Source organism: Acidovorax sp. SDU_ACID1 (genome assembly GCF_045291395.1).
In the GTDB taxonomy this organism is placed as follows: domain Bacteria; phylum Pseudomonadota; class Gammaproteobacteria; order Burkholderiales; family Burkholderiaceae_C; genus MR-S7.
Genome location: NZ_CP152342.1, coordinates 1,386,229 through 1,398,267, shown reverse-complemented (window position 1 = coordinate 1,398,267; position 12,039 = coordinate 1,386,229). Strand labels below are relative to the sequence as shown.

The following is a 12,039-nucleotide window of genomic DNA, read 5'->3' as shown; positions in this document are numbered from 1 at the left end:
CGCTTGGCCGCTTCACGCGGCAGGCACAGGCCGCCGGGCGCAGCGGCATTCATCCTGTACGCGCTCACGTCTTCCTGGATCGGGCGACACCGCTACTGCACGTCGACCTCGCCAGCCAGACGCGCCAGGAATGTGCGAGGCGTGACGCCGAGGGTGCGCCGGAACATTGTCGAAAACGCGCTCAGGCTCTCATAGCCCGAGTCCAGGGCGACGCGGGTGACGGACATTCCCCCACTCAGGAGACGGACCGCATGAAGCAGGCAGGCCTGCCTGCGCCATTGCACGAAGCTCAGTCCGGTTTCTGCACGAAAGCGCCGGTACAGCGTACGCGCGCTCCCCGGCGGCAGGAATCCTTCTCCCCCATGCACTGGATCGTCCAAGACCCGTTCGCACAGCTGCAGCAGATCCAGGCTGGCAGGCATGGGAAGCTCAAGCGCGCAACGCGGTAGCCGGGCGATCTCGGCGACCGCCAGCTGGCCAATCAACGCGACGGCCTGGTCGTCGCCGTTGATTTCCGGTGACGTCATCCGCATGATCAGTTCGCGCAGCAGCGCGGTGACCTCCAGCACGACGCTGCTGGGCGGCAGCCGCGCGGCGCTGGCTGCGTTGAGGTAGAGGGTTCGCATGTGGAGTTCGCCATGCGCGTCGATCGAATGCTCCGTGCCGGCGGGAAGCCACAAGGCCCGGCTGGGCGGCACCAGCCAGGCATAGCCCGGCGTGCGAACGAACATGGTGCCGGCCGCTGCGAACAGGAACTGCCCGCGCACGTGCTGGTGCTCCGGAAGATGTGCCCCCGCGGGGAACGAGACCCGACGAGCCACCAGCATGGGTGCCTCGGCTGCTGCGGGTAGAACGACGGGGGACCGGACACCCGGTCCGGCTTGCAAGGTCAGCGTGTCCATTTCGCGATAATTTACCAAGAAACATCGAAAGACGGATAGCTTCAAATCCGGCAGACTGCTGGCATGACTACGACCACTTCATCATCGGTTGCGCCAGGCCACGCCGTCGCCCAGGATCATCCCCGCGCGGTGGCGCTGCTGCTAAATGTCGGCCACGCGCTCGACCACCTGTTCCTGCTGATCTTCGCCACCGCCGTCGGCACCATTGCCGCCGAGTTCGGCTACGCCCGTTGGGAGGACCTGATGCCCTACGGGGTCGGCGCCTTCTTTCTGTTTGGATTGGGTTCCGCACCCGCCGGGCGCCTGGGCGACCTGTGGGGTCGGCGGCCGATGATGCTGGTCTTCTTCTTCGGCTTGGGTGCCGCGGCGCTGCTGACGGCCTTGGCCCAAGGGCCCTGGCAACTGGCGGGCAGCCTCGCGCTGATCGGCCTGTTCGCGTCGATCTATCACCCGGTGGGCATCCCGATGCTGGTGCAGCGTGCCCGTCGACCCGGTGCGGTCATCGGCATCAATGGCCTGGCGGGGAATCTGGGCGTGGCGGGCGCCGCCCTGCTCACCGGCTTTCTCGTACAGTGGTGGGGCTGGCGTGCCGCCTTCGCCGTGCCAGGCCTGATCTCCCTGGGCTGCGGCATTGCGTTCTGGCTGCTATGCCCGCCCCAGGGCCAAGCGCCGGGCCGCACCCGCAAGCCGCCGGCGGTCGTGTTGCCGCCCGGCCAGCTCGCGCGCGCGCTCGTCGTGATGACGGCAGCGGCCGTCACCGGCAGCCTGTTGTTCAACTTCACCACCAATGGCAACACGCAGTTCCTGACCGAGCGCTTCCAGGGCGTGATCGCGGACCCCGCGCTGATCGGCCTGCTGCTGGCGGTGGTCTACGCGATCGCCTCGCTGGCCCAGGTGGTCGTAGGCCGCCTGATCGACACGGTCCCGCTCAAGCGCCTGTACCTCTGCATGGTGCTGGCACAGATCCCCTGGCTGATCCTCTCGGCCCTGGCCAGCGGGTGGTGGCTCTTCGCAGCGCTGATCGGCGCGATGGTGTGCATCTTCGGTTGCATCCCCTTCACGGACGCTATGATCGTCAGGTACGTGGACGACAGCGTGCGGTCGCGCGTGGCCGGCATGCGCCTGACCGTCTCGTTCGGCATCAGCTCGCTCGCAGTCTGGCTACTGGGGCCCGTGGTCAAGGCGTCGAGCTTTGCGACCCTGTTTTTGGTCATGGCCGGCATTGCGATCTGCACCGCGTCCATCATTCTGCTGCTGCCTGCTGAGCCTGTCGCATCGCGAGAACGCTAGGGTCCAGCCTGTTCATAACGTAACAGGGAGGCCAGGCTCAGCTTTCGGTGGGTGCCAGCAGAAGTCGCGGCTACTAAGCACAGTCGACCAGCATGGTGCGTATGCGACCATTCAGGCGCTGTCGTCTTCGCGGCGCAGACCTGGCAGATACCCAGCACTGTGGAAGGCAGTTTCATGCCCGAAGCGACTTGGCGCCGCAGGCCTTCTCCACAATGCTTGAGCATGCCAATGCCGCAGCCAAGTGAGGTGTTATTGCGAAACGCCGAGCCACCTGAAGTCACGCCGTGGCGGCAATCACCACGAGCGCGGATGCTGGCTTGTCGGTCAGCGCGATCAACTTATGCGGGATTGTCGAGTCAAACTGGACGCAATCGCCGGGGCGCAATCGCTCCCTGCGGGCCCCGATCTGTATTTCGATGTCGCCGCTCAACACGAACAAGATCTCCTCGCCTTCGTGGTGGCTCATGATGCGGCCCCGCCTGTGTGTCTTCCCGGGCCGCACGATGAACGCGCGCATCACACGGTCGTTGCGGAGTCCGGCCACCAGCGACAGATGGGTTGACAAACCGCCTGCAATGGAGCCGTTGCCTCGGACGATGGAAATGATGTCTTCCTCTAGCTGTTGGCCGAAAAGACGATCCACCGTCACGCCCAGCGCCGTCGCGATGCGCAATGCTGCCTCGATGGAAGGCGTAGATACACCCCGTTCGATCTTCGACAGATAGCTGCGGGTCAGGCCCGAATCCCGGGCCAGATCCTCCAGCGTCATACCGCCCTGGACGCGCAGATACTTGAGATGCAATGCCAGTTCCGTAAATCGGTCTGCCGTAGCCCGACCTGCAGCCCCTGAATTGCCAAGAGTTGATTCAGCAGAAGACTCTGGCACGGCCCGACCACGCCGCATGGCACCCCCAACTCCTCCGGCGCGTTCGCTGTTCATTGCCGTGGAACCTACAGATCGAGTACCAGCCGCCGCCCCGAACATCCCGCCACGCAGACGATGACCTCGTGCTCGCGCTCTTCGGGGCTCAGCACACGGTCGCGGTGAATCGGCGGTCCCTCGAGCCAGCGGGTGCGACACGCACCGCAGATGCCGCCGCCACATGACACGGAAACATCGGCCCCCATCGCCTCCAGCGTGGCCAGCAGACCCACTTCCGGCAGCACCACCGATTCGCGCCCGCTCTTGGCAAGAACCACCTCGTAGGGTTGGTCCGTCGACATCGGGATAATCTTTGGCGCTACGAAGCGTTCCACGTGCTTGCGATGCTCCGGCCAACCGGCGACTGCGGCCTCGAAGGCGTCCAGCATTCGGCCCGGCCCGCAGCAGAACGCCTTGGTATCTTCGCCACAAGCCTGCAAGATGGCACGGATGTCGGGTGGATTTCCCGTGTGGGTGTTGTAAAGGTGTGCGCGCCCGGCTTTGAGTGCCGGACCCAGCATATCGATCAGGCTCGGTTCTCCCGCGCTGGCCCAATGCAGGATGTAGTTCGCCTTGCCTTCCCGCTCCAGGGCGAGGATCGCGGAGATAAAGGGCGTCACACCGATTCCGCCCGCGATGAACACGTTCATGCTCTGCGGCAAGAGTTCCAGTCCGCCGCGCGGCACCGAGACGCCAATGGAGTCTCCGACTCGAAGCACATCATGAATGTGGCGCGATCCGCCGCGGCCGACCTCCTCGCGCTTGACAGCCACCACATATCGCCTGCAGTCACTCGGATCGTTGCACAGCGAGTAGGTCCGCACCAGCCCGTTGCCAAGATGCAGATCGATGTGTGCTCCAGGTTTGAACGCCGGCAGGCGCCAGTCGTCCTCATCAGCCAACACGAGGCGTTTGACTCCCGGCAGCGGCTCCTCAATCTGCCGCACGAGCGTCTGAAGATGCTTGATCGGCTTTGCCATGTCACGCGCCGCGCACGGCATCGCCCACACGGATGATGCCCCCCTTGAGGATCCTGCAATTCAACCCTGACCTGTTGATCAGCGGGTCGAACACGGCCTTGCCGAGAATTTCCTCGATATGGCGGCATGGTGTGGACAGCCGTGTCGCCTCGAGCAGCGCCTCGCCAACCCAGAACTGGCGGCCGACCAGATGGTTCAGCGGCACGCCCTGCACTGTGACATTGCGTCGATGCTCGTGCGGCAGAAGCTCGATCCTCGCGTCGCGTGCCAGCGCCTCCAGCGTCTCGATCTCGAAAAGAGTGATCTGCCGCCCCTCTTCCGGCTTGTGCGAATAGAACCCGGTTTCCCGACCAATCATGTAACGGTCCCCCACGATGCCCTTGCCGGCGATGAGCGTGAGTTCGTCGAACGCTTCCATTGGAAGGAAAGCGCGCGGCGTAATGTGCAGATGCCGCACAGCACCAGTCCATACGGGCGCGACGGGGTGCCCGCTGGCCGGCGCATGCAGAATGGTCGAATGAGACATGAGGATCCTTGTGAAAATCCGGCTGCAAAATGGTTCAGAACAACGCTGCAACCAGGACACTTTGTGTCCTCAAGGAAATAGTACCAAGCGGCCCCCGTGTTGACAAGAGAAGTGGCCGCGGTGATAAGAACGCCCCCAAACTCGCGGCTTCAGCTCCCGTTGCCAAGACTCGACGTTTGGTCCGCTTGCTTGGCAGTTAGGCGGTAAAGTTGGCGCCGCAGCCGCTGTGCCTGGTCTTGATACGACACGATCGCGGAGCTGTGCCAAGCTGAACGCCCGCACACGCTCCAGCCGGCGTCAGCATGGGTGGTCTCAACACCACGCCGCCGACGAACCGAAGACACAGAATGTGCACGCAGGTTCACTACGGCTCTGCGGCAATCACCAGCAGCACCGATGCGGGTTGTTTTCCAACGGAGGTGATCTTGTGCGGGATGCTGGAGTTGAAGTGGGCACTGTCCCCGGCACATAGCGTCTCCGTGCGGCGCGCGAGTTGCAGCGTGACGCTGCCCTTGAGCACGTAAAGGATTTCCTCACCTTCATGATGACTCATGGGATGGTCGCGAACCGGCTCGTCGGTGGGTGTCATCACAAACGCGACCATCCTGTGCCCAGGCAGGGTGCCAGAGACCATACGCGGAGTCTGGAGCTTACCCTCCTTGCCCTCGGAGGCGCGATGGATCGACACAGGGTCATCTTCCGGCGCTTGGCCGAAAAGCTCCTCCACTTTCACACCCAGGGCCTTCGAGATCCGCAACGCCGCCCCGATGGACGGCTCCGAAACGCCCCTCTCCAGCTTAGAGATATAGCTGCGCGTGAGCTCGGCAGCCTGGGCGAGTTCTTCCAACGTCAGGCCCGCCTGCACGCGCAGCAACTTCAATTTCACCGACATATCTTTCCCTTAGGACACTTGTGTCCTAAACTACACTTGTTTCTTGACATAGATCAACACCCGGGTGACTTCCTGTCGCTCTCACATAAGGAGACATGTTATGACGCAAGTGAAACGCCGCCGGGCACTGGCCTTCCTCGCCCTATTCGGCATCGCCACGGCAGTGCCGCAGATGGCGTACGCCGCCGATGCGGCCTACCCCGACAAACCGATCCGGCTGATCATCCCCTTCGGTGCGGGCGGCATCACCGACGTCGCCGGACGGTTGATCGGACAGTACCTCGGAGAAGCCTTGTCCCAGCAGATCGTGATCGAGAACCGTCCTGGCGCTGGCGGCTCCATCGCCGCCCAGGCGATCACGAGCGCCCCCCCGACGGCTACACGCTGCTGCTGGGCACCGTGGGCACCCAGGTCGTGAACAAGATGCTCTACCGCAAGCTCAACTATGACCCAACCGCACTGACCCCGGTTTCGCTGGTCAGCAACTCGCCCTATGTGCTGGCGGTCCATAGCATCGACGGGGTGGAAGACCTGCAGGGGTTCATCCGCTATGCGAAGGCCCATCCCGGACGCCTGAACTTCGGCTCGGCGGGGAACGGAAGCTCGCCGCATCTGGGCATCGAGCTTTTCAAGCTGTCCACCCAAACCGACATCGTACACATTCCCTTCAAAAGCGGGGCCGAGGCCGTCAACGCAGCGGTCGGCGGGCAGGTGAACATCGTGATCGACGCACTGCCCGTCATCGAGCCCCAGGCCAAGGCTGGCCGGCTCAAGATGCTGGCCCTCGCCGCGGCCGAGCGCAGCCCGGTCACGCCCGATCTCAAGACCAGTGCCGAGCAGGGCCTGCCGCAGTTCCAACTCGGCTCCTGGAATGCCCTGGTGGCCCCACCGGGAACGCCCGCCGCCCAGGTGGAGGTGCTGAACAAGGCGCTGGCCCGAGCGCTCAAGCGTCCGGAACTCGTATCGCGGCTTGCCGCGATGGGCATCGAGCCTCTGCCGACTGGCGTCGCCGCATACCAGCAGCACATCGCCAGCGAAACCGCGAAGTGGGCCAAGGTCATCCAAGCCGCCGGCACCAAACTCGACTGATAGGACGACCCGTCCCATGCTCCTCTATGACACCTTACGATCCGGCAACGCCTGGAAGGTCCGGTTGCTCGCCAGCCTGCTGAACATCCCGCTCGAGCGCCGTACCCTCTCCATTGACCGGGGCGATCTGGCACGGCCGGAGTTCCTGGCTGTCGCGCCAATGGGCCACGTGCCCGTGCTGCGCCTACCCGACGGCAGCCATCTGGCCGAATCGCTCGCCATCCTGCACTACCTGGCCCAGGGAACCCCCTGGTGGCCCCAGGACCGTCTGGCGCAGGCCACGGTTCTGAGCTGGCTGTCGTTCGAGCAAGACCGCCACATGAAGCCGCTCGCGCAATTGCGGCTCCACCTGGCCTTGCACCGCCGGGGTGACCCGAGCGCCGAACCCTTTGTCAGCCATGCGGCGGCGGCACGCGCCGCGCTGGCGGTGCAGGAGGCACAACTCCAGCACCAGGGCGGGGACGGCTGGGTCGCCACAACGAACGCTCCGAGCATCGCCGATGTGGCGCTGTACCCCTACACCTGCATGGCCCCGATGGGCGGCATCTCGCTGGCGCCCTACCCAGCCATCCAGGCCTGGCTGCAGCGCGTGGAACACCTGCCAGGCTACCAGCCGCTGTTTCCCGGACAGCCCGAACGCAACCTTTCCATCGAAGAACGTCCCTGATCACAGAGGCCTAGCCATGACCCCATCCAATACTTTCCAACTCGACAAAGCCACCCTGGTGGCGCAATCCACCCACCGCATGGACCGGCAGTTCCAGGACAGTGCTTACTCCCTGCGCCAGAAGCTCGCACTGACTTGCCGAATCCTGTTCGACAACGGACACGACTCCGGGCTCGCAGGCCAGATCACGGGACGAACGGACGTGCCCGGCAAGTTCTACACGCAGCAGCTCGGCCTCGGCTTCGACGAGATCACAGAGGACAACCTGCTGCTCGTGGACGAGGACCTGAACGTGCTCGAAGGCAACGGCATGCCCAACCCTGCCAACCGCTTCCACTCGTGGGTCTACCGCGCACGGCCGGAGGTGAACTGCATCATCCATACGCATGCGCTCCACACCGCGGCGCTCGGGATGCTGGAACAGCCGCTGATCGTCTCGCACATGGACAATTGCGTGCTCTACGACGACGTCGCCTTTGTGGCGAAGTGGCCGGGAATTCCGGTGGGCAACGAGGAAGGTGAATTCATCGCCGGCGCCCTGGGCAGCAAGCACGCGCTGCTGCTGTCCCACCACGGACTCCTGATCGCCGGCTCGACCGTCGAGGAAGCCTGCGTGCTCGCCATCGCCTTCGAGCGGGCCGCCCGCATGCAGCTCCTGGCGAGCGGCGCCGGGACCATCCAGCCCATCGATCCCACCCTCGGCGCCGAGGCCCACGACTGGGTGTTGCGCCCCAAGCGCAACACCATCGCGTTCGAGTACTACGCCAGGCGCTCCCTGAAAGACCCGCGCAATGCCGATTGTGTTCGGCCCGCCTCCAAGGCAGGTTGAGCGGGGCAAAGGTCGGCCAGGCGCACGAGTATCCGAGTGCCACTGGATCGGTGGTAAGCGTGGGCTAAGAGCGATCAGGCCCTACCGATCGTGGCGCGGTAAAGCGAGCGGATAAGGTCGGATTGCGTGACGATGCCCACCAGGCGATGCTCAGCATCGACGATGGGGATGTGACGATGCCCATCGTCGGAAAAGACCGGCACCAGATCCACGATGGGACGATCGTCGCTCACCACGCTCACTCTGCGCGTCATGATCTGCCCGACGATGCCGGTTGTTGCGGCTGTGTTGCGTGATGCGCGGACCAGTTTTCGCAGCCGCCAACTCCAGCCCTCATGGACATCCAGGTCCACCTGTTTCATGAAGTCCGCGACCGTCACGATGCCGACCAGATGATGCTGGACATCGACTACCGGCAATGCCTTCACGCGCCGCTCGCGCATCAGCGTCCAAGCGTGGCGCAGCGAGCTTTCGAAATGCACGGTGACGGGATTCGGCGTCATGATGTCCCTGCAGCGCAGGTCGCCCAGCAGGCGCTGATAGGCGGCTGCCTCGGCCTGGCGCAGAATGTCTTCCAGATCGTCGCGGTCAATATCGACCACTTGGTTGTAGCGCACGAGCGCGGCATCCAGATCAGCCGCCGAGAACCGGCCTCCCGTCGCACCGGCCGACTGAGGTCGATGCACATGTGGCCACGGCCTTCGCGTGATGTTGTTGTAAACCACACCGACGATCGCCAACAGCGTGGAATTCAGCAGTACCGGGCTGAGCACATAGCCGAAGTCGGTCACACCGACCAGCACGGCGAGAAGGGCTGAAGCGCCGCCTGGAGGATGAAGGCAGCGCAATGCAAACATCAGCGCGATCGCCAACCCCACGGCCAAACCGGCTGCCAGGGTGGCGTCCGGCACCCAGCGGGCGCGTGCGATGCCGATCAGCGCCGATAACGTGTTCCCACCGAGAACCGACCAGGGTTGGGCCAAGGGGCTGGCGGGCGCGGCAAACACCAATACGGCGCTCGCGCCCATCGGGGCGACCAGCCATAAGGCCAACATGGTGTGTCCGTGTGCGATGGCCGCGTCGGCCATCATCCATTGCGAGCCGACGGCAGCCATGACAATGCCCAGCACAGCGCCGCAGCAGGCCCGCCATTTCTCTTTCGCGTTGATGGGCTGGGCAGCCGGCCACAGCGCGCGCAGGAAGCTCAGTACCTGGGCACGAATGTGGCGCCAGCAGGAAGTCGTCGAAGACAGGGAGCCTATCGCTTCGGAATTGTTCGGAGGAGTTCTACGCTCCATGCTGCGTCAGAACACAAGTCTGCCAAGCGCAGCCGTGATTGCAGCCTACATTGCCCGTCAGCCAACGTGCGCAGCAGGAACTCATCACTCCTGGCAGGCTGGGGTCGTAGCCACGGCGAACGGATTCCTTGGCAGACAGGTCAGTTCCCGCGAAAGCAACACAGTTAGAACTGCGTCGGAAGATGAACGGCATGTCGAAAAATCCCAACACTATTTCATTATTGACCTAGGACAATCATAAAATAGTGAGAGAATCCTCACAAGTCGCCGCCGCGAGTCTGTCCTCCACCAACTAGCGCTCGGCGGTCATGCAATACGGTGGCGTGTGATGCCACCTTCCAGGGGTGCGACCTTGAAGGCCACGCCCTGGAAGAAACCAAGCCCCACCCCTGAAGTGGTGAGGCGAGTGCAAGCCTATTTCAGGGCGACCTTGGGAAAGTCGACCGGAACATCCAGGGCGACGTTGACGTAGTTGGTGAAGAGGTTCAGTGCAACATGCGCCACGATCTCGACGATTTGCTCGTCGCCGAACCCGTTTTCCCGCAGGCGGGCAACGTCGGCATCACTGACCTGACCGCGTTGCTCTACGACCTTGAGTGCGAAGGCCAGCACCGCAGCGGTCTTGGCATCGCTGGATTGCCCGATCTGGGCGGCGGCAATTTCGTCGGCCGATGCGCCCGCCTTCTTGCCGAGCACCGTGTGCGCCGCCAGGCAGTACTCGCAGTGGTTGCGATTGGCGATGGCCACGGCAATCTGCTCGCCGAGCTTGGCGCCGAGCGTGCCGCCACCCAGGGCGCCGAAGGCCGCCCACATGCTCTGCAGAGCGGCAGGCGAGTTGGCCACGGCCTTGAACATGTTGGGCGTAGCACCGAAGGCTTGATCGATCTGGACCAGCAGCGGACGGCTGGCGTCAGGGGCGTGTTCGGTCTGGATGTTGACGCGAGGCATGTGGATCTCCTAAAGAGGTTTTGGCCAAAGGAAAGGAAGCCAGCCGGTCAGGCAAGCCCCAGCGGGAGATTGCGGGGCGCACCCTGTCTGTGGACTCGGCCTGCCTAGGCAGTATGGACGCATTGGATGTATGATTTGGATCAATCAGTCCTTAGAAAATACCATTTCGTCCAGATGTCAGTCACCCTTCCCATCGACCGCCTCTCGGGCATCCTGGAACGCTTCCGGGTCCAGGCGGAGTTGCATTACTCGGGCGCGTTGTGCGGACGCAGCCACTTCGACGCTGGTGAAGGACATGGCTACCTGCACGTGCTGCGCCGCGGCCAGTTGGAGGTACGGCACCCAGGCGCGCGGCAGGTGCCGAAATCGATACGCTTCGACGAGCCGACGCTGTTGTTCTACCCCTGCCCCTTGACCCATCTCTTCCACAACCCGCCGGCAGAAGGCTCCGACTTCACCTGCGCGCGACTGTGCTTCGAGGGCGGCACCGCCCACCCGCTTGCACGTGCGCTCCCGCCTCTGATCGCGCTTCCGCTGGCGCGGGTGCCCGGCCTTGATGCAGCACTCGGACTGCTGTTCGCAGAGACCGACCGCGTGCGCTGCGGCCAACGGCTGCTGGCCAACCGGCTGTTCGAGGTGGTCGTGATCCAACTGCTGCGCTGGCTGCTCGACCACCCACAGGAGGCCGGCGTGCATGCGGGCCTCATCACCGGCTTGTCGGATCCGCGCCTGGCGCGCGCGCTGACGGCCATGCACGACACCCCCGGAGAGCCCTGGCCGCTGGAACGCATGGCCGAGCGTGCAGGCATGTCCCGCACGGCGTTTGCCAGCACCTTCCGGGAAGTGGTGGGCCAAACGCCAGGCGACTACCTGGCCGACTGGCGCATGGCCCTGGCACAGAGCCGGCTGCGCGAGGGCCGCCCCATCAAGAACCTGGCCGAAGAGCTCGGCTACGCGAACCCTTCGGCGCTGTCACGCGCATTCAGAGCCAAGGTCGGAATGCCTCCGCGAGATTGGCTCGAGAAAACATCGGCTGAACTGCGCGAACGCGTGGCCGCGAATCCCCGGGCACAGCAGCGGCGTCGACCATCAGATGCCCCATCCTCCGCCTCACCCCATGGACACCATCCCAAGACATGAGACAGCCGCCCACCGACTCACCACCCATCCAGCTCCATATGTTCTACGTGGGTGGGAACGCGGGAAAATCGAACATCGAGGTGCATGACGTTCAGTTCGCTGCCGTGCAGCATCCGGAAGATGCCTGGCCGCTGCTGCGTGAGGCCTGGTTCGGCGACAAGCACAAGCTGCATGTGGACGGCTACAGCATCATCACCTGGGCCGACGGGTATGACGTCCAGCTGCACGCCACCCCGTTCACAGGAAGCAAGCGGCTGTACTTCGTCAATGTCGGGGGATACCGGCCCGACACCCTGGTCGAGCAGCACGAGTTCGGCCTCTTCGTCGCCGAGGATGCGGCCCGGGCCAAGCGCCGAGCGCTCGACGTCCTGCTCGTCGGGGCCAACACCCTACACAAGGACAATCTCTCAAGCGTAGACGATTGCGTCCTGTTGGGGAAGTTGGGGGGACTGCACATCCACTTGCGCGAGAACCCCCAGGGCCAGTCCGCAGCACCCGCGTGGCAGGGGTATCAGCCGATCGGGATTTCGCAACCAATCTGAGGATGGGAGGATCA

The 12,039-nt window shown here is 64.0% G+C and carries 14 protein-coding genes; 7 read left to right on the top strand and 7 right to left on the bottom strand.

Features of this window, described 5'->3' with window-relative positions:
• Positions 1-92 precede the first annotated feature (92 nt).
• Positions 93-902 (bottom strand): AraC family transcriptional regulator, encoded by an 810-nt coding sequence (locus tag AAG689_RS06830; protein WP_406625290.1) that lies wholly within the window; start codon positions 900-902, stop codon positions 93-95.
• A gap of 63 nt (positions 903-965) precedes the next feature.
• Here AAG689_RS06830 and AAG689_RS06825 point away from each other — a divergent pair, with 63 nt between their 5' ends.
• The gene (locus tag AAG689_RS06825) at positions 966-2,192 is read left to right on the top strand and encodes an MFS transporter (protein ID WP_406625289.1); all 1,227 of its coding nucleotides are present in this window, start codon (positions 966-968) and stop codon (positions 2,190-2,192) included.
• 277 nt (positions 2,193-2,469) lie between these two features.
• Here AAG689_RS06825 and AAG689_RS06820 read toward each other — a convergent pair whose 3' ends face one another.
• From AAG689_RS06820 to AAG689_RS06805, 4 genes are all read right to left on the bottom strand, one after another.
• Entirely contained in the window at positions 2,470-2,994 is a 525-nt protein-coding gene (locus tag AAG689_RS06820) for a helix-turn-helix domain-containing protein (RefSeq protein WP_406625288.1), read from the bottom strand.
• A gap of 149 nt (positions 2,995-3,143) precedes the next feature.
• Positions 3,144-4,094 carry a PDR/VanB family oxidoreductase gene (locus tag AAG689_RS06815; RefSeq protein ID WP_406625287.1) on the bottom strand — a complete coding sequence of 317 codons (951 nt, stop codon included), beginning with the start codon at positions 4,092-4,094 and terminating at the stop codon, positions 3,144-3,146.
• 1 nt (position 4,095) lies between these two features.
• Complete coding sequence (locus AAG689_RS06810; RefSeq protein WP_406625286.1) at positions 4,096-4,620, bottom strand: MOSC domain-containing protein; 525 nt, start codon at positions 4,618-4,620, stop codon at positions 4,096-4,098.
• A gap of 364 nt (positions 4,621-4,984) precedes the next feature.
• Positions 4,985-5,512 carry a helix-turn-helix domain-containing protein gene (locus AAG689_RS06805; RefSeq protein ID WP_406625285.1) on the bottom strand — a complete coding sequence of 176 codons (528 nt, stop codon included), beginning with the start codon at positions 5,510-5,512 and terminating at the stop codon, positions 4,985-4,987.
• 100 nt (positions 5,513-5,612) lie between these two features.
• Between AAG689_RS06805 and AAG689_RS06800 the strand changes: the two genes are divergently transcribed.
• Genes AAG689_RS06800 through AAG689_RS06785 form a run of 4 tightly spaced genes read left to right on the top strand, consistent with a single transcriptional unit; the run spans position 5,613 to position 8,097 of the window.
• Positions 5,613-5,930 (top strand): hypothetical protein, encoded by a 318-nt coding sequence (locus AAG689_RS06800; protein ID WP_406625284.1) that lies wholly within the window; start codon positions 5,613-5,615, stop codon positions 5,928-5,930.
• The gene (locus AAG689_RS06795; protein ID WP_406625283.1) at positions 5,912-6,601 is read left to right on the top strand and encodes a Bug family tripartite tricarboxylate transporter substrate binding protein; all 690 of its coding nucleotides are present in this window, start codon (positions 5,912-5,914) and stop codon (positions 6,599-6,601) included. The genes AAG689_RS06800 and AAG689_RS06795 overlap by 19 nt, the downstream gene beginning before the upstream one ends.
• 16 nt (positions 6,602-6,617) lie before the next feature.
• A complete protein-coding gene (locus AAG689_RS06790; RefSeq protein ID WP_406625282.1) occupies positions 6,618-7,268 on the top strand; it encodes a glutathione S-transferase family protein in 651 nt (216 codons plus the stop codon).
• Between the two features lie 16 nt (positions 7,269-7,284).
• Positions 7,285-8,097 (top strand): aldolase, encoded by an 813-nt coding sequence (locus AAG689_RS06785; RefSeq protein WP_406625281.1) that lies wholly within the window; start codon positions 7,285-7,287, stop codon positions 8,095-8,097.
• A 74-nt stretch (positions 8,098-8,171) separates the two neighbouring features.
• On the opposite strand, the gene AAG689_RS06780 is transcribed toward AAG689_RS06785, so the two are convergent.
• Both AAG689_RS06780 and AAG689_RS06775 read right to left on the bottom strand, forming a co-directional pair.
• A complete protein-coding gene (locus AAG689_RS06780) occupies positions 8,172-9,395 on the bottom strand; it encodes an HPP family protein (RefSeq protein ID WP_406625280.1) in 1,224 nt (407 codons plus the stop codon).
• 414 nt (positions 9,396-9,809) lie between these two features.
• Entirely contained in the window at positions 9,810-10,343 is a 534-nt protein-coding gene (locus AAG689_RS06775) for a carboxymuconolactone decarboxylase family protein (protein ID WP_406625279.1), read from the bottom strand.
• A gap of 174 nt (positions 10,344-10,517) precedes the next feature.
• On the opposite strand from AAG689_RS06775, the gene AAG689_RS06770 reads away from it, so the two are divergent.
• The gene (locus AAG689_RS06770; protein ID WP_406626305.1) at positions 10,518-11,483 is read left to right on the top strand and encodes an AraC family transcriptional regulator; all 966 of its coding nucleotides are present in this window, start codon (positions 10,518-10,520) and stop codon (positions 11,481-11,483) included.
• Between the two features lie 38 nt (positions 11,484-11,521).
• The gene (locus AAG689_RS06765; protein ID WP_406625278.1) at positions 11,522-12,025 is read left to right on the top strand and encodes a DUF1543 domain-containing protein; all 504 of its coding nucleotides are present in this window, start codon (positions 11,522-11,524) and stop codon (positions 12,023-12,025) included.
• The last annotated feature ends 14 nt before the right edge of the window (positions 12,026-12,039 follow it).